The organism is Thauera sp. ZXT1-4 (assembly GCF_052598215.2).
The window spans coordinates 18,573-36,492 of sequence record NZ_JBQWSN020000026.1 but is presented as its reverse complement, the minus strand read 5'-3'; the positions used below and the strand labels follow the sequence as shown (position 1 = coordinate 36,492).

Annotated in this window: 17 protein-coding genes; 9 read left to right on the top strand and 8 right to left on the bottom strand. The window is 66.5% G+C overall.

The genetic code is table 11. The features are described from left to right. Positions 1–10: 10 nt before the first annotated feature. From ACUH78_RS15710 to ACUH78_RS15685, 6 genes are all read right to left on the bottom strand, one after another. Positions 11–1,147: a septal ring lytic transglycosylase RlpA family protein gene (locus ACUH78_RS15710; protein WP_418364618.1), complete on the bottom strand. Its 1,137-nt coding sequence runs from the start codon at positions 1,145–1,147 to the stop codon at positions 11–13. 12 nt (positions 1,148–1,159) lie between these two features. Continuing rightward, on the bottom strand, positions 1,160–2,302 hold the full coding sequence (gene rodA / locus ACUH78_RS15705) for a rod shape-determining protein RodA (protein WP_418364617.1): 1,143 nt from the start codon (positions 2,300–2,302) through the stop codon (positions 1,160–1,162). Continuing rightward, positions 2,299–4,284 (bottom strand): penicillin-binding protein 2, encoded by a 1,986-nt coding sequence (gene mrdA, locus ACUH78_RS15700; protein WP_418364403.1) that lies wholly within the window; start codon positions 4,282–4,284, stop codon positions 2,299–2,301. Before mrdA ends, rodA begins: the two co-directional genes overlap by 4 nt. Positions 4,285–4,296: 12 nt before the next feature. Further along, the gene (gene mreD, locus ACUH78_RS15695; protein ID WP_418364402.1) at positions 4,297–4,818 is read right to left on the bottom strand and encodes a rod shape-determining protein MreD; all 522 of its coding nucleotides are present in this window, start codon (positions 4,816–4,818) and stop codon (positions 4,297–4,299) included. 3 nt (positions 4,819–4,821) lie between these two features. Beyond that, positions 4,822–5,694 (bottom strand): rod shape-determining protein MreC, encoded by an 873-nt coding sequence (mreC, locus tag ACUH78_RS15690; RefSeq protein ID WP_435751378.1) that lies wholly within the window; start codon positions 5,692–5,694, stop codon positions 4,822–4,824. A 61-nt stretch (positions 5,695–5,755) separates the two neighbouring features. After that, complete coding sequence (locus ACUH78_RS15685; RefSeq protein WP_418364400.1) at positions 5,756–6,799, bottom strand: rod shape-determining protein; 1,044 nt, start codon at positions 6,797–6,799, stop codon at positions 5,756–5,758. Between the two features lie 168 nt (positions 6,800–6,967). Here ACUH78_RS15685 and gatC point away from each other — a divergent pair, with 168 nt between their 5' ends. The 7 genes from gatC to ACUH78_RS15650 all read left to right on the top strand — a co-directional run bounded on the left by gatC (position 6,968) and on the right by ACUH78_RS15650 (position 14,544). Next, entirely contained in the window at positions 6,968–7,255 is a 288-nt protein-coding gene (gene gatC, locus ACUH78_RS15680; RefSeq protein ID WP_435751377.1) for an Asp-tRNA(Asn)/Glu-tRNA(Gln) amidotransferase subunit GatC, read from the top strand. Between the two features lie 43 nt (positions 7,256–7,298). Continuing rightward, a complete protein-coding gene (gene gatA / locus ACUH78_RS15675; RefSeq protein WP_445333948.1) occupies positions 7,299–8,771 on the top strand; it encodes an Asp-tRNA(Asn)/Glu-tRNA(Gln) amidotransferase subunit GatA in 1,473 nt (490 codons plus the stop codon). A gap of 25 nt (positions 8,772–8,796) precedes the next feature. Then, positions 8,797–10,269 (top strand): Asp-tRNA(Asn)/Glu-tRNA(Gln) amidotransferase subunit GatB, encoded by a 1,473-nt coding sequence (gene gatB, locus ACUH78_RS15670; protein ID WP_445333949.1) that lies wholly within the window; start codon positions 8,797–8,799, stop codon positions 10,267–10,269. A gap of 104 nt (positions 10,270–10,373) precedes the next feature. Beyond that, a complete protein-coding gene (locus ACUH78_RS15665; protein ID WP_418364396.1) occupies positions 10,374–11,465 on the top strand; it encodes a YeeE/YedE family protein in 1,092 nt (363 codons plus the stop codon). 103 nt (positions 11,466–11,568) lie between these two features. Continuing rightward, positions 11,569–12,387: a class II glutamine amidotransferase gene (locus ACUH78_RS15660; protein ID WP_418364616.1), complete on the top strand. Its 819-nt coding sequence runs from the start codon at positions 11,569–11,571 to the stop codon at positions 12,385–12,387. A 111-nt stretch (positions 12,388–12,498) separates the two neighbouring features. Continuing rightward, entirely contained in the window at positions 12,499–12,918 is a 420-nt protein-coding gene (locus ACUH78_RS15655; RefSeq protein ID WP_445333950.1) for an HIT family protein, read from the top strand. Between the two features lie 15 nt (positions 12,919–12,933). Beyond that, positions 12,934–14,544 carry a cyclic-di-GMP receptor FimW-related protein gene (locus ACUH78_RS15650; protein WP_445333951.1) on the top strand — a complete coding sequence of 537 codons (1,611 nt, stop codon included), beginning with the start codon at positions 12,934–12,936 and terminating at the stop codon, positions 14,542–14,544. On the opposite strand, the gene phoR is transcribed toward ACUH78_RS15650, so the two are convergent. Together phoR and phoB are read right to left on the bottom strand one after the other, a co-directional pair. Then, positions 14,531–15,847 carry a phosphate regulon sensor histidine kinase PhoR gene (gene phoR / locus ACUH78_RS15645; protein WP_445333952.1) on the bottom strand — a complete coding sequence of 439 codons (1,317 nt, stop codon included), beginning with the start codon at positions 15,845–15,847 and terminating at the stop codon, positions 14,531–14,533. The genes ACUH78_RS15650 and phoR overlap by 14 nt on opposite strands. Before the next feature lie 26 nt (positions 15,848–15,873). Next, positions 15,874–16,584, bottom strand: a complete 711-nt coding sequence (phoB, locus tag ACUH78_RS15640; protein WP_418364392.1) for a phosphate regulon transcriptional regulator PhoB — start codon at positions 16,582–16,584, stop codon at positions 15,874–15,876. A 155-nt stretch (positions 16,585–16,739) separates the two neighbouring features. Between phoB and ACUH78_RS15635 the strand changes: the two genes are divergently transcribed. Both ACUH78_RS15635 and ubiE read left to right on the top strand, forming a co-directional pair. Beyond that, positions 16,740–17,168, top strand: a complete 429-nt coding sequence (locus tag ACUH78_RS15635; RefSeq protein WP_435751370.1) for a gamma-butyrobetaine hydroxylase family protein — start codon at positions 16,740–16,742, stop codon at positions 17,166–17,168. A gap of 7 nt (positions 17,169–17,175) precedes the next feature. Continuing rightward, positions 17,176–17,913, top strand: coding sequence for a bifunctional demethylmenaquinone methyltransferase/2-methoxy-6-polyprenyl-1,4-benzoquinol methylase UbiE (gene ubiE / locus ACUH78_RS15630; protein ID WP_418364390.1), 738 nt, complete (start codon positions 17,176–17,178; stop codon positions 17,911–17,913). The last annotated feature ends 7 nt before the right edge of the window (positions 17,914–17,920 follow it).

Below are 17,920 nucleotides of genomic sequence, written 5' to 3'. Positions count from 1 at the left end.
TCCGCGGCCTTCAGCGCACCACGACGAAGGGCTTGAGCTTGAGCATGGTGCCCATGCGCTCGGCTGCGTTGCGCGCCGCATCGACCGAGTCGTAGGGCCCCGCATGGAGGCGGAAACGCTCGCCGTCGGCGAGCAACTCGAAGCGCTCGGCCAGCGTGGAGGCCTGGCTCTGCACAGTGTCACGAAAACCCTCGGCATTCGCGTACGAGGAAAACGCCCCCAACTGCAGGAAGATGCCCGCGCTGGCCGATGCAATCGGAGGCGCCAGCCCCGCCGCTGCGCCGCACACCGCCGCGTCCGCACATTCGCCCACCGCTGCGCTCGCGATGCCCGGGGCCGGTTGCGCCGCCGCACGGGCCAGCGGCGCCAACGCGCGCGCGGCCGGAAGTTCCTCGCCCGCGGCGGCGGCAACCGCGCCTTCACCGGCACGCGCCGGCAGGGGCGGCACCGGGCGGGTGGCGATCATGGGTGCTTCGCCCGGCAGGATCTGCTCCACCTCGACCTCGGCGCTGCCGGTGTTGATGTAGCCGAGTTTGTGCGCGGCCGCATAGGACAGATCGATGACGCGCCCGCGCAGGAAGGGGCCGCGGTCGTTCACCCGCACGACCACCGAGCGCCCGTTGCCCAGGTGCGTCACACGTACGTAGCTCGGAATCGGCAGCGTGGGGTGCGCCGCGGTCATGCCGTACATGTCGTAGGGCTCGCCGCTGGAAGTCGGCTTGCCGTGGAAGCGCCGCCCGTACCAGCTTGCATGGCCGCGCTGGCGGAAGGCTCGCAGCTCGGTGACGGGCACGAAGCTCTGCCCCATGACGTGATAGGGCCGGTTGGCAAAACGGTGTAGCGGCTCGACCCGCGGCTCGGCATCCGGAATGTCATCCAGCCCGGCGGGAATCATGTCATCCGGACCATCGTCCTTGTAGTAGCCACCACCGCGCGGGGTGCTGACCCTGGGCGCAGGAGAGGTCGAGGGCGCTTCGGCGCGCGGCGCCTCGCGCGCAGGCTGGGAGCCGCAGCCTGTCAAAACGAACCCCGCGACCAGCGCCGCAAGCAGCGGCAGCCGGGCGAGGAAGCGCGAGCACGCGGACCTTCGCGGAGCAGCTATGGTACGGGCGCCAATGCCTGGCGCGGGAGGCGGGAGGTTGTGAATCACGTCGGACCTTCAGTTCTTGTCGGCAAAGCGGCTGCGCTGGATGCTCATGAGGATGCCGATCCCCAGACAAAGCGTGACGAGCGCAGTTCCCCCGTAGCTGATGAAGGGCAGCGGCACGCCCACCACCGGCAGGATGCCGCTCACCATGCCCATGTTAACGAAGGCGTAGGTGAAGAAGATCATCGTGATCGCACCCGCAAGCAGACGCGAGGCGTGCGTGGGTGCATTCGCGGCGATGTGAAAGCCGCGCAGCAACAGGATGACGTAGGCGACAAGCAGCGCCAGTGCGCCCACCAGACCGAACTCCTCGGCCAGCACCGCGAAGATGAAGTCTGTGTGGCGCTCGGGCAGGAAGGCGAGATGGGTCTGCGTGCCGTCCATCCAGCCCTTGCCGGTGAGCCCGCCAGAGCCGATCGCGATCGTGGACTGGATGATGTGGAAGCCCTTGCCGAGCGGGTCGCGGGTGGGGTCGAGCAGCGTGCATACGCGCTGCTTCTGATACTCGCGCAGCACCTGCCAATCGACCTCCGGCTCGCACAAGGTGTCGCCAAACGCGACGATGGAGCCGAGGCCGATCACGACGGCGACCACCAGTGGCACGATCAACTTCCACGACAGTCCGGCGAAGTAGATCACGTACAGCCCCGACGCAGCCACGAGCAGACTCGTGCCCAGATCCGGCTGAATCACGATCAAACCCACCGGCACCGCAAGCATCACGCCCGCAACAACGAAGTCAGAAAAGCGTGTCTGCCCCTCCCGCTTCTGGAAGAACCAGGCGAGCATCAGGGGCATTGCGATCTTCATCAGCTCGGAGGGCTGGATGCGGGCCACGCCAAGATCGAGCCAGCGCTGCGCCCCCTTGGACACCTCGCCAAAAAGCTCCACACCGAGCAACAGCAGCACGCCCAGCAGGTAGAGCGGCACGGCGAGCGCGAGCAAGCGCTGCGGCTTGAGCAAGGCGAGCACCCACATGCCCGCGAGCGCGACACCAAAGTGCATGAATTGGGCGTCGAGCCGCTCGGGGGACGCACTCTTCATCAACAGATGCGCGGCACCGAGCAGGACCGTGAGCAGCAGTATCAACCACGGATCGATCGGGCGGAAGAAGCTGCGCACCAACACCAGCGGGTTGAAGCGTTTCTCCATCAGCGTACACCCCTCGCCGCGGCCTGCACCGGCCGGATCTGCGCAGGAGCCGGAGGCGCTGCATGCGGAGCGCCCGCAGCCTCGCTCTCGACGCCATCCGTGCTCTCCACGCCCTCTGCGTCCTCTGCTGCCGGTGCATCGGCCTCACGGTGGAGCAGGTAATAGTCCAGCACCTGGCGTGCGATGGGCGCAGCCGATTGCGCACCGAAGCCGCCATTCTCCACCAGCACGGCAAGCGCGATCTGAGGGTTCTCTGCCGGCGCGTAGGCGACGAACCAGGAATGGTCGCGCAGGCGCTCGCGCACATTGTCCTTGTCATAGCGCTGACCACGCAGCGAGTACACCTGCGCCGTGCCGGTCTTGCCGCCCACACTGTAGGGGGCATCCTTGAATACGCGCTTGCCGGTACCGCTCTGGTTTACGTCCACCATGGCATCGAGCACGGCTTTCAGGTGCGCCTGCTGCAGCGGAATCTGGCGCAGCGGCTCAGGCTCGATCACACGCCGCTCACCCGTCTGCGAATCGACTACGTACTTGACCACGTGCGGACGGTACAGCCTGCCCTCGTTGACCAGCGCCGCGAGCGCATTGGCGAGCTGCAGCGGGGTATAGGCGTTGTAACCCTGGCCGATGCCAACGGAGATCGTCTCGCCCGCATACCAGCGCTGCTGCTCTGGCTTGCTGAAACGGCGCATCTTCCACTCCGGCGAGGGCAGCACACCACTGGCTTCGCCCGGAAGGTCGATGCCCGTTCGCTCACCGAAGCCGAAGGGCGCCATGAAGCTTGAAATGCCACCGATGCCGAGATCGGCTGCGAGTTGGTAGTAATAGGTATTGCACGACACGACGATGGACTTGTGCAGGTCGACCATGCCGTGCCCCCCGACCTTGTCGTCCATGAAACGATGACCGCCAAAAACGAAATGGCCGGGATCGGCGATCTCCTTGTCAGCCGTGATCTTGCCCAGCTCCAGTCCAGCCAGCGCCATGAAGGGCTTGAAGGTGGACCCGGGGGGGTAAGCGGAATAGATCGCACGATGCAGCATCGGATGGTCGGGGGACTCGTTAAGCGCCTTCCAGTCCTGCGTCGAAATGCCATCGACGAACAGGTTGGGATCGTAGGACGGCGTGGACACCAGTGCCAGTACCCCTCCGGTGGCCGGTTCGATGGCCACCAGCGCGCCACGGCGGCCGCCGAAGGCCTGTTCGGCAAGCTTTTGCAAGCCGATGTCCAGCGTCAGCTCCAGATCGTTGCCGGGCTTTGCCGGCGTATTCGACAGGGCGCGCACCGCCCGGCCACCTGCATTGACCTCGACCTGCTCCACCCCGGTCGTGCCATGCAGTTCGCTTTCATAGGACAACTCCAGCCCAGCCTTGCCGATATACAGGCTGCCACGGTAGTTCGCCGTCTCGCCCGTCTCGTCGATGCGCTCCACGTCGCGCTGGTTGATGCGTCCGATGTACCCGATCACATGGGCGGCTGCGGCGCCGTGCGGATAGTCGCGCAGCAGGCGCGCCTTCACATCCACGCCCGGCAAGCGGTAGCGCTGTGAGGCCACGCGCGCGACTTCCTCATCACTCAGGCGGTTTCGCAACGGCACGCTCTCGAAATTGCGGCTCTCCTCGACCAGCTTCCGGAAGCGGCGCCGGTCGCGGGCCTCAACGGGAACGAGCTTGGCGATCTCGTCCAGGGTGGCCTCCAGATCCTTCACTTGCGACGGCGTGATTTCGATCGTGTAAGTCGCATAGTTGCGCGCAAGCACCACCCCCTTGCGATCGACAATGGTGCCGCGGTACGGGACCACCGGCAGCAAGGCGATGCGATTGTCCTCCGCGCGGGTGAGAAAGTAATCGTGCTGGCGCACCTGCAGGAAATGGAAGCGTGCGGCAAGAAGACCCAGGCAGATCAGCACGAACAATGCCGCAACCACGACGCGAAGCCGGAAACCGGCCAGTTCGGCTGCAGGCGCACGGAACTCGGTCATCGCACGCCGACCTCAGATCGGACGATTGTCATCGCGCTCCACCGGCTGGTACTGCGGGAGCAGCAGCAGCAGCGAGACCGGCCACCACAGCACTGCACTGGTGAAGCTCGAAAGGAAATAGGACCAACCCGGGAACTCGCCCCCCGCAAGCAGGCGCACCCCCATCATCAGCCCCTGCGCGATCAGCAGGACCGGCAGCACCTGCAGCGCCTGCTGCCAGCCCGGAAACCACAGCACCCTGCGTGCGATGCTGGTGCACAGGTAGGCCAGCACGACATAAGCGAGCGCGTGCTGCCCCATCGCCGCGCCAAGACCCACATCGAGCAGCAGGCCGAACACGAAGCCCGCCCCCATGCCGATGCGCAGGGGCTCGCGCACGCACCAGATCGACAGCACCATCGCCACCCAGTCGGGCAGGCCCGGGGTGCGTCCAGTGGGGATGTACTCGAGGCCGAGCGCGAGGAAGAGGCTCAGGTAGACGAACCAGAGCTTGACCGGCAACAGGATGCGCCGCGAACGGTGGGTCGGCTGCATGGTTCAGCGCCCTCCCGCTGCGTCGGGCGGCGGTGGCGGATACGACGCGCGCCCCACGACCAGCACCTGGACGCTGCGCTCGATTGCAGCCAGCGGCTCGCAGTCGATGCGCGCGAAGGCACCCGCGTCGCGGTCCACACGGGTGATCCTCGCCACCGGCAAGCCGGGCACAAAAACCCCATCCAGCCCCGAGGTCACCAGCAGGTCGCCGGGCTGGACATCCACGTCTGCCAGCACGTGGCGCATCTCCAGCATGCTTCGCCCGATGCCGTAGAGCACCCCGCGCACACCGCTGCGCACAACGCTCACCGGAACCGACTGGTTGCGGTCGGTGAGCAGGGTCACCTCGGACTGCACCGGGTGCACCCGCGTGACCTGCCCGATCACGCCCCGGGCATCGACGACGATCAGCCCCGCCTCGACGCCCTGTTGTGCGCCGCGATCGAGGATGACCTTGCGCGCGAAGGGATCCGGGGCGTTGTAGAGGATGTCGGCCGCGATGCTGCGTGTCTGCACGCGCTGCGACATCTCGAGCAGGCCGCGCAGTTCGGCGTTCTCGCGCTCGAGCAGATCGAAGCGCAACAGACGCTCCCCGGCATCGAGCTGGATGCGGCGCAGCTCGGCATTCTCGCGCTGAACGTCGATCAGGGTGCCGAAGTAGCGCGAAGCGTTGCGCGCCACGTCTGCAGGCGCGGACGCGGCCATTTGCAGCGGGTAGGTCACCACCGACAGCCCGTTGCGCAGCACTTCCAGGTAGCGGAAGCGCAGGTCTGCCACCAGCAGCACCAGGCAGATGGCGACGAAGCCGAACAGGCGCGCCGGCGCTGCCGGGCCACGCTTGAAGATCGGAGGAGGCTGATGGCCGACGAGAGACATCCGCGAAAAAGCACAGGCCGTCAGGAAGCGCACGCCCCGGCATGCGGGCCGGGGCTATGCATCAGTCGGAGGTGAAGATGGACGCGAGCTTGTCCATCTTGTCGAGCGCCATGCCGCAGCCGCGTGCGACGCAGGTCAGCGGCTCCTCCGCCACGACCACCGGCAGGCCGGTCTCTTCCATCAGCAGGCGGTCAAGGTCACGCACCAGCGCGCCACCGCCGGTCAGCATCATGCCGCGCTCGGCGATGTCCGCGCCGAGCTCGGGCGGGGTCTGCTCGAGGCCAATCTTGACCGCAGACACGATCTGGTTGAGCGGCTCGGTCAGCGCCTCGAGGATTTCGTTGGACGAGATCGTGAAGCTGCGCGGAATACCCTCCGCCAGGTTGCGGCCCTTGACCTCCATCTCACGCACCTCGGAGCCGGGGAAGGCCGAGCCGATCTCCTTCTTGATGTTCTCGGCGGTGGTCTCGCCGATCAGCATGCCGTAGTTGCGGCGAATGTAGTTGACGATGGACTCGTCGAATTTGTCGCCGCCGACCCGCACGCTGCCCGCATACACCATGCCGCCGAGCGAGATCACACCGACTTCGGTGGTGCCGCCGCCGATGTCGACCACCATCGAGCCGGTCGCGTCCGACACCGGCAGGCCTGCGCCGATCGCCGCCGCCATCGGCTCCTCGATCAGGAACACCTGCGATGCGCCCGCCGCAAGGGCCGCGTCACGGATCGCACGGCGCTCGACCTGGGTGGAACCGCAGGGCACGCAGATGATGATGCGCGGGCTGGGCGACAGCAGGCGCGAGTCGTGCACCTTCTTGATGAACTGCTTGATCATCTGCTCGGTGACGACGAAGTCAGCGATCACGCCGTCCTTCATCGGGCGGATCGCGGTGATGTTGCCGGGGGTCTTGCCGAGCATCTGCTTTGCAGAGTGGCCGACTGCCTGGATGGAGCGCTTGGCGTTGGGACCGCCTTCGGTCCGGATCGCAACCACCGAGGGCTCGTCCAGCACGATGCCCTTGCCGCGCACGTAGATCAGGGTGTTGGCCGTGCCGAGGTCGATCGCGAGATCGTTGGAGAAATAGGAGCGCAGGAAACCGAACATGAAACCTTCCGAAACCGGTGGAGGAGGTCTGACCGCGCAAGGCGGCAGACAGGCGCGCCGCAATGCGAAAACCCCGCCCGTCGCCGCAACGCGGCGCAGCCCCGGGCGGGGCAAAGGCACTTATGATAACCTACAAACCTTTGTGGATTAAGCAGGTTTTGTTACGCCATGTCGCTCTCCAATGACCAGGTCGGGCACATCGCCCGCCTCGCTCGCATCGCCCTTTCCGAGGCCGAAATCGAGGCCACGCGCGACAAGCTCAACGGCATCTTCGGCCTCATCGAACAGATGCAGGCGGTGGACACCACCGGCGTCGAGCCGATGAGCCACCCGCAGGAACTCGCCACCCGCCTGCGCCCCGACCTTGTCACCGAGGCCGACCGCCGCGACGCCTTCCAGAAGGTCGCGCCGCAGACCGAGGCGGGCCTCTATCTCGTACCGAAAGTCATCGAATGATCCGCATTGCGCCGCTCGCAATGCCCACACTCCCGCCCAGCCCATGATCAACGCTTCCCTCCCGGAACTGCGCCGTGCGCTCGATGCGCGGCAGATCTCCGCCGTCGAACTCGCGAGCCTGTTCCTCGACCGCATCGACACACTCAATCCCGAGCTCAACGCCTTCATCACCGTTGATCGCGAGGGTGCGCTCGCCGCGGCCCGCGCCGCCGACGAGCGCATCGCCACCGGTACGGCCGGCGCGCTTACCGGCATCCCGCTCGCACACAAGGACGTGTTCTGCACCGAAGGCGTGCTGACCACCTGCGGCTCGAAGATGCTGTCGAACTTCGTCAGCCCCTACGACGCCCATGTGGTGAGCCTGCTCAAGGCCGCCGGCGTGGTGAGCCTTGGCAAGGCCAACATGGACGAGTTCGCGATGGGCTCGTCCAACGAAAGCTCGTACTACGGCGCGGTGAAGAACCCGTGGAGCACGGCTCACGTGCCCGGCGGCTCGTCCGGCGGCTCGGCCGCCGCGGTCGCGGCGCGCCTGGCGCCGATCGCCACCGGCACCGACACCGGCGGCTCGGTGCGCCAGCCGGCGGCCTTCTGCGGCATCACCGGCATCAAGCCGACCTACGGCCTGGTGAGCCGCTACGGCATGATCGCCTACGCGTCCTCGCTGGACCAGGGCGGCGCCTTCGGCGCCAGCGCAGAGGATTGCGCGCTGCTGCTGTCCGCGATGACCGGCTTCGACGAGCGCGATTCCACGAGCCTCGAACGTCCAACCGAGGACTACGCCGCCGCGCTTGCCGCACCGGCTGCGGCGAAGCCGCTCGAAGGCCTGCGCATCGGCCTGCCACGCGAGTTCTTTGCCGAAGGCATGGCGGACGACGTGCGCGCCGCGATCGACGCCGCAATTGAACAGTACCGCGCGCTCGGCGCCACCACGGTCGAGGTCTCCCTGCCCAACGCAAAGCTGGCGATCCCGGCCTACTACGTGATCGCGCCGGCGGAGTGCTCGAGCAACCTGTCCCGCTTCGACGGCGTGCGCTACGGCCACCGCGCCGCCGACTACGGCGATCTCGCCGACATGTATGCAAAAAGCCGTGCGGAGGGCTTCGGCGCAGAGGTCAAGCGCCGCATCCTGGTCGGCACCTACGTGCTCTCGCATGGCTACTATGACGCCTATTACCTGCAGGCCCAGCGCCTGCGTCGCCTGATCGCACAGGATTTCCAGGCCGCACTGCAGCACTGCGACCTCATCGCCGGCCCGACCACGCCTCGCACAGCCTGGGCGCTCGGCGCGATGGCAGACGATCCGGTGCAGATGTATCTGTCTGACATCTACACCATTGCGGTAAACCTCGCCGGCCTGCCCGGCCTTTCGCACCCCGCCGGCTTCGGTGCAGGCGGGCTGCCGGTGGGCCTGCAACTGATCGGCAACTACTTCGCCGAGGCCCGCCTGCTCGAGGCGGCACACCGCTTCCAGCAAGCCACCGACTGGCACGCCCGCCGCCCAGGCTGCGCAGCCTGACGCCGAACGCAACACGAGAAAGAAGATGAGCCGATCCGATTGGGAAGTCGTCATCGGGCTGGAAGTTCACGCCCAGCTCAACACCACCAGCAAGATCTTCTCCGGCGCCAGCACCGCCTTCGGCGCCGAACCCAACCGTCAGGCAAGCGCAGTGGACATCGCCCTGCCCGGCGTGCTGCCGGTGCTCAACCGCGGCGCAGTCGAGCGCGCCATCCGCTTCGGCCTGGCGATCGGCGCGCACGTCGCAGAGAAGAGCGTGTTCGCGCGCAAGAACTATTTCTACCCCGACCTCCCCAAGGGCTACCAGATCAGCCAGATGGACCTGCCGGTAGTGGTCGGCGGCGCGATCACGATCCGCGTCGGCGAGGGTGAGCAGGCCTACGAGAAGACCGTGCGCCTGACCCGCGCCCACCTCGAGGAAGACGCGGGCAAGAGCCTGCACGAGGACTTCCACGGCATGACCGGCATCGACCTCAACCGCGCCGGCACGCCGCTGCTCGAGATCGTCTCCGAGCCCGACATGCGCTCGTCCGCCGAGGCCGTGGCCTATGCCCGCACACTGCACGCGCTGGTGCGCTGGATCGACATCTGCGACGGCAACATGCAGGAAGGCTCGTTCCGCTGCGACGCCAACGTCTCGGTGCGTAAGAAGGGGGCGACCGAGTTCGGCACCCGGCGCGAGATCAAGAACCTCAACTCCTTCCGCTTCCTGCAGCAGGCGATCGACTACGAGGTGCAGTGGCAGATCGACACCATCGAGGACGGCGGGCGCATCCAGCAGGCCACGGTGCTGTTCGACCCCGACACCGGCGAGACGCGCATGATGCGCAGCAAGGAAGACGCCCACGACTATCGCTACTTCCCCGACCCGGACCTGCTGCCGCTGGTGATCGCATCAGAATGGAAGGCGCGCGTGCAGGGCGAGATGCCCGAGTTGCCCGGGGCGATGAAGGCGCGCTTCATGGATGAATGGGGCCTGTCGGCCTACGACGCCACCACGCTTACGGCATCCAAGGAAGTCGCCGACTTCTACCAGGCCGCCGTATCTGCCGCGGGCGCCGCACTCGCAAAGCCTTGCGCCAACTGGGTCATGGGTGATCTCGCCGCACGCCTGAACAAGGCCGAGCTCGACATCGTTGCATCGCCGGTGTCGCCCGCACAGATCGCCGGGCTGGTCGCTCGCATCGCCGACAACACCCTCTCCAACGCCATCGCCAAGAAGGTGTTCGAGGCGCTGTGGAACGGCGAGGGCGGAGGAAAGGCAAACGCGGCCGACGAGATCATCGAAAAGCAGGGCCTCAGGCAGGTCACCGACACGGGCGCAATCGAGGTCATGATCGACGAGGTGCTCGCCGCCAACCAGAAGTCGGTGGACGAGTTCCGCGCCGGCAAGGAGAAGGCCTTCAATGCCCTGGTCGGCCAGGTCATGAAAGCGAGCAAGGGCAAGGCCAGTCCGGCCCAGGTCAACGAACTGCTGCGCAGGAAGCTCGAGGGCTGAGCCCGCCCCCCTCCGTCCGGAACACAAAGCCCCAAACCTGGACACATTCTTATATTCTCTTCCTCTAAACAAGCCGGCAGATCCATGCCGGCGCAGGAGGAGACATGGAAACCGTGGCCCGGATCCTCGACCAGCTCGGAGAGGACACGACGCTCGCGCTCGGCGGACTCGCCATCGGGGCGCTGTTCGGCTTCTTCGCCCAGCGCGCGCGCTTCTGCCTGCGCGCTGCGGTCATCGAGGTGGCCCGCATGCAGGCGGGGCCCCGACTCGCGGTCTGGCTGCTGGCCTTTGCCGCAGCGCTGGTGCTGACCCAGGGGCTGATCCTCGCCGGTGTGTTCGACACCGCAAACGTGCGCCAGCTCTCCAGCCCCGGCAGCCTGTCGGGGCCGATCATCGGCGGGCTGCTGTTCGGTATCGGCATGGTGCTCGCGCGTGGCTGCTCAAGCCGGCTGCTGGTACTCGCCGCCAATGGCAATCTGCGCGCGCTGCTCTCAGGACTGATCTTCGCGGTCACGGCCCAGGCTTCGATGGACGGCATCCTGTCGCCATGGCGCGAAGCGCTCGGCACGCTGTGGACCATCGAAGGCGGCAGCGCCCGCGACCTGCTCGCCCTCAGCGGTCTGGGTAACGGCGGCGGACTGGCGTTCGGTCTTGTCTGGCTCGTCGCCGGGCTGTGGCTCGCCCGCCGCAGCGGTATCGGCGCGCGCATTTCTGCGGGCGCGATCGCCGCCGGGCTGATGGTGGGCTGTGCCTGGCTATTCACGTTCCAGCTCTCCACCGTCAGCTTCTCGCCCACACCGGTACAGAGCCTGTCCTTCACCAGTCCCTCGGCCGACGTGCTGATGCTGGTGCTGTCTCCACCCGGCGAACCGCTGAACTTTGACCTGGGCATGGTTCCCGGCGTGTTCCTGGGTTCCTTCATCGCTGCGGCCCTGGCGCGCGAGCTCAAGCTGGAGGGCTTCGAAGGCGGCCACGCGATGAAGCGCTACATTGCCGGTGCGCTGTTGATGGGCTTCGGCGGCATGCTCGCCGGCGGCTGCGCAGTGGGTGCCGGCGTATCGGGTGCAGCCGTGTTCGCGCTCACCGCTTGGCTGACGCTGAGCGCAATGTGGGTGGGCGCGAGCCTGACCGACCGCCTCATCGACCACCCCGGATCGGCCGCGGCGCGCGCACGGGACAGCACAAGCCCCCCGTGAGCGTATTCGCCCCCGGAGGACTGATTCGCCCCTGGATGAGCCGGTCACTGCACCGCGCAGGCCCATGGGTATACTGCATGCGTCCTTCCTGCGGAGCTCGATGATGTGCCAGCTCATGGGCATGAACTGCAACGTTCCAACCGACATCTGCTTTTCCTTTGCCGGCTTCCGCGCACGCGGAGGGCGTACCGATCACCATGCCGACGGCTGGGGGATCGCCTTCTTCGAGGGCAAGGGAGTACGCGTGTTCCTGGACCCCGCCCCGAGCGCCCGATCACCCGTCGCCGAACTGGTCCGCCAGTATCCGATCCGGTCGCTCAACGTCATCGCACACATCCGCAAGGCGACACAGGGCGATGTCCGCCTGGAGAACACTCATCCCTTCCAGCGCGAACTGTGGGGCCGATACTGGATCTTCGCCCATAACGGCAACCTGAAGCCGTTCGCGCCGCCGCTCTCGGGCCGCTTTCAGCCCGTCGGCAGCACGGATTCCGAGCTCGCCTTCTGCCACATCCTCGACGTGCTCGCCGCACGCTTCCCGCACGGCATGCCTGCAGCCGACGCGCTGCATGCGGCCCTGCGCGAACTCGCCTGCGAGATCGGCAGCCTCGGCGAGTGCAATTTCCTCCTCTCGGACGGTGACTGGCTGTTTGCACATTGCTCTTCGCGCCTGTGCTACATCATCCGCCAGGCGCCGTTCACCGTCGCCCGCCTGGCCGACGAGGATCTGGAACTCGACTTCCGTCACGTGACGACACCCGACGACCGTGTGGCGGTCATCGCGACCACCCCGCTCACCGACAACGAAAGCTGGACTCAGATCCCGCCCGGCAACCTGGTCGCATTCAGGGAGGGCGCCCCCGTCGCCCTGGGAGAAACCGGAACCGTGGCGCAAAGCCCACCCCCAGCACGAACCCCCTGACCAGCACAAGTGCAAAGGCGCCGGAAAGTGCGTAACAGTTCCTCCCCCGCAGTGCGTTGCAGGATTTAAACTGCATGTCGGATTCTGCACCCACCCTGCCCGAGAGCATCCATGGATTGCACGCTTTGCGCCCTGCCGCCGGAACAGATCGTCTGGGATGACGGTCGCTGCTGCGTCCTCCGCGTGGAGGACGAAGCCCACCCGGGGTTCTGCCGCGTGGTCTGGAAAGAACACATCGCCGAGATGACCGACCTTTCGGCGGCGGACCGCATGCATCTGTTCGAGGTCGTCATGGCCACCGAAGCGGCTTTGCGCTCGGCACTGCATCCCGACAAGATCAACCTCGCGAGCTTCGGGAACATGGTGCCGCACCTGCACTGGCATGTGATCCCCCGCTACCGGGACGACCGGCACTTTCCCGAATCGGTGTGGGGGTCCGCGCAGCGCGAGGGGCAGGTCCACGCCGCGGCGGATCCGGTCATTCTCGCGCGGGCCATCGATGCAGCACTCAATTGCGCCAGACCGGACTGACCGGAGCGGACGCCCATGGACTACGCCCAACCCGCCTTCTGCCTGGAACTCCTGCAAAAGCTGCACCCGATCGATTTCCGCACCACCCACGCAACCCTGGTCCGCATCATCGACGGGCTCCTGCATGCCCGGCCGGCACCCAACCAGCACCTGGAGGTGCTGGAGGCCGCACGTGAAACCTTGAGCTTCGTCCAGGGAGAACTGGCACGCACCTACTGCACCCGCCCGCTGCCTCCCAATCAGGACGAGAACAACGACTTCGGCCGGGTTACCGGGCTGTGGAGGGCAATGGCAAAGTCATATGCGCGTCTTGCCGAAGCCGCCAGCCCGGCAGGCCTGCTTGATGACCAGCGCGCACTGCTGGCCCAGCGCTGCCTGTTCTACGAAGGTCAGGCGCTGATCGAGCACTTCCGTGCGCACCGCGGAGTATCGGCGGGCGCCTGGCAGGCCGTTCATGCCGCGTACGCGGCGGCCGTGCACAACGGTGTCGCGCGCGTGCGGGTCGGAGAGCCACTTAACGAGATCTGGCGCGCACAGAGCCCGCACGAGGCCTACATCTCCACGCTGCTGGTGGAGTTGGCGAACCCCTATGGCCGCAGCGAACGCGAACTGAACTGGGTGGTGCGCTGGGCGCAGCGCTTCGCACCCTACTGCACCCTCGACCGCAGCTTCGACGGACAGAAGCCCACCGCCTATGGCGTCGACACCGAACACGATTGCGGCCTCAAGCCCCTCGGTCTGATGCAGCGCACCGACTCACTGCTGCGCTTCGACGGCAGCGCGCTGGCCAGCCAGATCCAGGCCGTGCTGACGCAGTTCAAACGCGGTGTCAAACCCGCTTCACTCGGCCTGGGCGAAGACTGTCCGACCAATGCTTGCGCGCGCTTGCTGCTGTCCCTGTACCGCCCTTGGGGTCTGGCCTCTTCCGGGCGACGCTTCCCACGCCGCAGCAAGAGCGGCGAGATTGGACTCACCGGGGACTGGCTTGCGATCGGCTTCGCGATCAAGGGTGAGTTGTTCCAGCAACCTGCAATCGAAGCGCCCAAAGGCAAGCTGCGCGACGACATCTCGCTCTTTACCTTCGGTGAACGGGTCCCGATGGCGGACAACCCGGACAAGGCGCAGCAACGCCGCCAGGAACAGGCGATGAACCTGGGCTTCGATCTGGAGAGCTGGGACCTGCTCGACCAGTCGGTAGGCGGGTTCCGCCTGCAGAGCCGGGGAGATGCAGCCCGGCTCGAGCACCACCAGCTCATCGGCATCGACCCGCACGACGGTGAGAAGATCCTCCTCGCCGATCTGAGCTGGCTGATGTACCGCGAGGACAGCACACTTGAGATCGGCATCAATATCCTGCCGGGAATTCCTCGCGTTGTGGCGGCCCGCCAGCTAGCGCCGGGCGGGCGAAACCCCTTCCATCAGGCCTTCATGCTGCCGGCCTCGCCGGCACTCAAGACACCGGCATCCCTCGTGCTGCCTTCGATGTGGTTCCAGGCCGACCGCGGCATCGAGATCCGGGACGGAGACCAGATGCGCCACCTGAAGCTGTGCAAGCTGTTGCTGCGCGGCGCCAACTTCGACCAGTGCAGTTTCGACGCCGTGGACCAGCCGCTCAGCCAGACTTGAGACGCGAAGCCGGGAACAGGATCGCAAACCGGCTTCCCGCGCCGGGCTGGCTTTCGATCTTCAGCTCACCCTGGTGGCGGGTGACGATGTGCTTGACGATCGCCAGCCCCAGACCGGTGCCCCCCGTCTCCCGCGAGCGGCTCCGGTCCACGCGGTAGAAGCGCTCGGTGAGACGCGGGATATGCACCGGATCGATGCCGATGCCATCGTCGAGCACCCAGTACTCGCCGCCCCCCGCACCCGTCCGCCAGCCGATCTCGATGTGCCCCCCCGCAGGCGTGTAGCGCACCGCATTGCTCGCCAGATTGGAGAACGCACTGTGCAACTCCTTGCGGCTCCCGAGCAGTTCGCCACCCCCATCGAGCGCGAGACGAATCTCGTGGCGGCCCGCCGACAGCAGCTCGGTTTCCCTGAAGACTTCGTCCACCAGCTCGGGCACATCCACCGGTGCCTCGCCGACCCCTGGCGCGCCGGTCTCTAGCGCGGACAGGGTGAGCAGCTCCTCGATCAGCCGCTGCATGCGGGTGGATTGCTCGCTTGCAAGGGTCAGAAAGTGGACGACATCCTCGCGCGAGAAGTCGTCCAGGCCGTCGATCAGCGTCTCGAGGAAGCCGCCGACCACCGTGAGCGGCGTGCGCAGCTCGTGCGACACATTGGCGACGAAGTCCCGCCGCATGTTCTCCAGACGCTCGAGCTGTGAAACATCGCGCGAGAGCACCATGCGTCGCCCCGCCGCGAGCGGAACCACCTCGATCTGCAGGCTGCGGTCGCGTCGTCGCGCCGGGTGCATGACCAGCGGCTCGGCCGGATGAGTGGACCGGAGATAGGCAACAAACTCAGGCTGACGCACGAGGTTCTGCAAAGGCGCGCGCAGGTCATTGCGGCGGTCGAGGTCGAAGTGCTGTTCGGCCATCGGGTTCATCCACTCGATGAGGTCGTCCTCGCCCAAGTAGATCACACCGTCCGGCATCGCCATCGCGGCCTGCTGGAACCGCCCGAGCTCGGCGGACAAGCGCTCCTTGACCTCGCACTCACGCTGGATGCGACCACCCAGCTCGGCAAAAACCTGCCCCCACAGGCCCTCGCCCTGCGGCGCCGGGGTGCCGACGGGCTGACGCGCCCACGCCACCAGCAGTCGCAGGTTGCGTGCGAGCATGATCGATGCGCCGAGGAAGCCCACGAAGATCAGGGCCAGCGCTGCATCGGCGCCGCGATAGAGCCCGGCGAGCGCGGCGAGCCCGAAGAGCGCAACGACCGGCGTGGCAACGCCAAGGGTGACGAAGCGGAGGGAGAGCCGGCTCATGGGCATCGCAGGCGGCGGCCTCTGCCTCAGGCGGGGGTGGCGGGGTTCGCCACCTGGACCGAGAAGCGATAGCCGCTGCCGCGCACAGTCTGGATCAACCCATCGTGGCCGCTGGTCTCGAGCGCGCTCCGCAGCCGGCGGATATGCACATCGACCGTACGCTCCTCGACGAATACGTGGTCGCCCCAGACCTGGTCCAGCAACTGGGCACGCGAATGCACCCGCTCCGGATGCGTCATCAGGAAGTGGAGCAGGCGAAACTCGGTCGGCCCGAGCGACAGCGCAGCCTCTCCTGCGGTGACGCGGTGGGTGGCGGGGTCCAGACGCAGCCCACCAAGTTCGACCGCGTCCTCGGTGACCTGCGGCGCGCGGCGCCTCAGCACCGCCTTGATGCGCGCGACGAGTTCGCGCGGGCTGAACGGCTTGGTCACATAGTCATCGGCACCGATCTCCAGACCGGTGACCTTGTCCTGCTCCTCACCGCGTGCGGTGAGCATGATGATCGGCAGCTCGCGCGTGCGCTCGTCGGCACGCAGGCGGCGTGCGAACTCCACGCCCGAGGCACCGGGCAGCATCCAGTCCAGCAGGACGAGATCGGGCAGCGCCTCGCGCACGATGCGCTGTGCGGTTTCGGCATCGGCGGCGCGCACCACATGGTGACCGGCGCGCGCCAGGTTGGCGGCGATCAGCTCCTGGATCGCAGGCTCGTCTTCCACGAGAAGAATGTTCGCTGGCATGCCTGAACTCCCTGTTGTCGGCAGGCGCAGTGTATTTCAGGTCCTTGACGCTTTGATGACAGGTCATGGAAGCGAAACAGACCCGCGCCCGACTGGCCGGAAACCAGCTCCGGCGATTCGGGTATGATTGTGGCCCCTGAACCGGGATTGACGCCATGGCCGGACTCGACGAAACCACTCCGATCCCTACCGAGATCACCCTGCACAGCCTGTCGAAGCTTCTCGAGATTGCCTTCGACGACGGCAGCCGCTTCACGCTTCCCTTCGAGTTCCTCCGCGTCTATTCGCCGTCGGCCGAAGTACGCGGACACGGCCCTGGGCAGGAAACCCTGCAGCAAGGCAAACGCGACGTGGACATCGTCGACATCCACCCTGTCGGCAACTACGCGATCAAGCCGGTGTTCTCCGACGGCCACGACAGCGGGCTGTATTCATGGGACTACCTGTACTCCATCGCCAGCCACCAGGAAGAACTCTGGAGCGCGTACCTGGAGGCGCTGGAGCGCAACGGTGGCACGCGCGACCCCGCCAAGGTCCCTACTCCGCCTGCCCGCGCCAAGGGCGGGTGCGGCCATCAACACTGAGCAGATCATGCGTGACAAGACGACCCATTTCGGCTTCGAGACCGTCGCCGAGGAAGTGAAGGAAAAGAAGGTGGCCGAGGTCTTCTCCTCGGTGGCGCAGAAGTACGACGTGATGAACGATCTCATGTCCTTCGGACTGCACCGTCTGTGGAAGCACTTCACCATCCAGATCTCGGGCGTGCGGGAGGGCGACCGCGTGCTCGACGTCGCCGGCGGCACTGCGGATCTCTCGCTTGCGTTCGCACGCAAGGTGGGCCGCAGCGGACAGGTGTGGCTGACGGACATCAACCACGCCATGCTTTCAATCGGCCGAGACCGCATGGTCGACCGCGGCTACGCCATGCCCGCAGCACAGTGCAATGCCGAGAAGCTGCCCTTCCCGGACGACTGGTTCGACTGTGTCACGGTCGCCTTCGGCCTGCGCAACATGACCCACAAGGACGCAGCCATCGCGGAGATGCGGCGCGTGCTGCGTCCGGGCGGCCGCCTGCTGGTACTCGAGTTCTCGCGCGTCTGGAAGCCGCTGTCGCCGATTTACGATCTGTACTCCTTCAAGCTCTTGCCCTGGATGGGCGCGAAGGTGGCAGACGATGCGGACAGCTATCGCTATCTGGCGGAATCCATCCGCATGCACCCCGGTCAGGAAGAATTGAAGGCGATGATGGAACAAGCCGGCCTCGGCCGGGTCGACTACTTCAACCTGACGGCAGGCGTCGTCGCCCTGCACCGCGGTTACAAGATCTGAACCTGGA

Coding starts and splice junctions, on each gene's coding strand:
- ACUH78_RS15665 (WP_418364396.1), top strand. CDS start 10,374: ATGGAAACCGTGGCCCGGATCCTCGACCAGCTCGGAGAGGACACGACG.
- gatB (WP_445333949.1), top strand. CDS start 8,797: ATGAGCCGATCCGATTGGGAAGTCGTCATCGGGCTGGAAGTTCACGCC.
- gatA (WP_445333948.1), top strand. CDS start 7,299: ATGATCAACGCTTCCCTCCCGGAACTGCGCCGTGCGCTCGATGCGCGG.
- ACUH78_RS15685 (WP_418364400.1), bottom strand. CDS start 6,799: ATGTTCGGTTTCCTGCGCTCCTATTTCTCCAACGATCTCGCGATCGAC.
- ubiE (WP_418364390.1), top strand. CDS start 17,176: ATGCGTGACAAGACGACCCATTTCGGCTTCGAGACCGTCGCCGAGGAA.
- phoB (WP_418364392.1), bottom strand. CDS start 16,584: ATGCCAGCGAACATTCTTCTCGTGGAAGACGAGCCTGCGATCCAGGAG.
- ACUH78_RS15650 (WP_445333951.1), top strand. CDS start 12,934: ATGGACTACGCCCAACCCGCCTTCTGCCTGGAACTCCTGCAAAAGCTG.
- phoR (WP_445333952.1), bottom strand. CDS start 15,847: ATGAGCCGGCTCTCCCTCCGCTTCGTCACCCTTGGCGTTGCCACGCCG.
- mreD (WP_418364402.1), bottom strand. CDS start 4,818: ATGCAGCCGACCCACCGTTCGCGGCGCATCCTGTTGCCGGTCAAGCTC.
- mrdA (WP_418364403.1), bottom strand. CDS start 4,284: ATGACCGAGTTCCGTGCGCCTGCAGCCGAACTGGCCGGTTTCCGGCTT.
- ACUH78_RS15655 (WP_445333950.1), top strand. CDS start 12,499: ATGGATTGCACGCTTTGCGCCCTGCCGCCGGAACAGATCGTCTGGGAT.
- ACUH78_RS15635 (WP_435751370.1), top strand. CDS start 16,740: ATGGCCGGACTCGACGAAACCACTCCGATCCCTACCGAGATCACCCTG.
- gatC (WP_435751377.1), top strand. CDS start 6,968: ATGTCGCTCTCCAATGACCAGGTCGGGCACATCGCCCGCCTCGCTCGC.
- ACUH78_RS15660 (WP_418364616.1), top strand. CDS start 11,569: ATGTGCCAGCTCATGGGCATGAACTGCAACGTTCCAACCGACATCTGC.
- mreC (WP_435751378.1), bottom strand. CDS start 5,694: ATGTCTCTCGTCGGCCATCAGCCTCCTCCGATCTTCAAGCGTGGCCCG.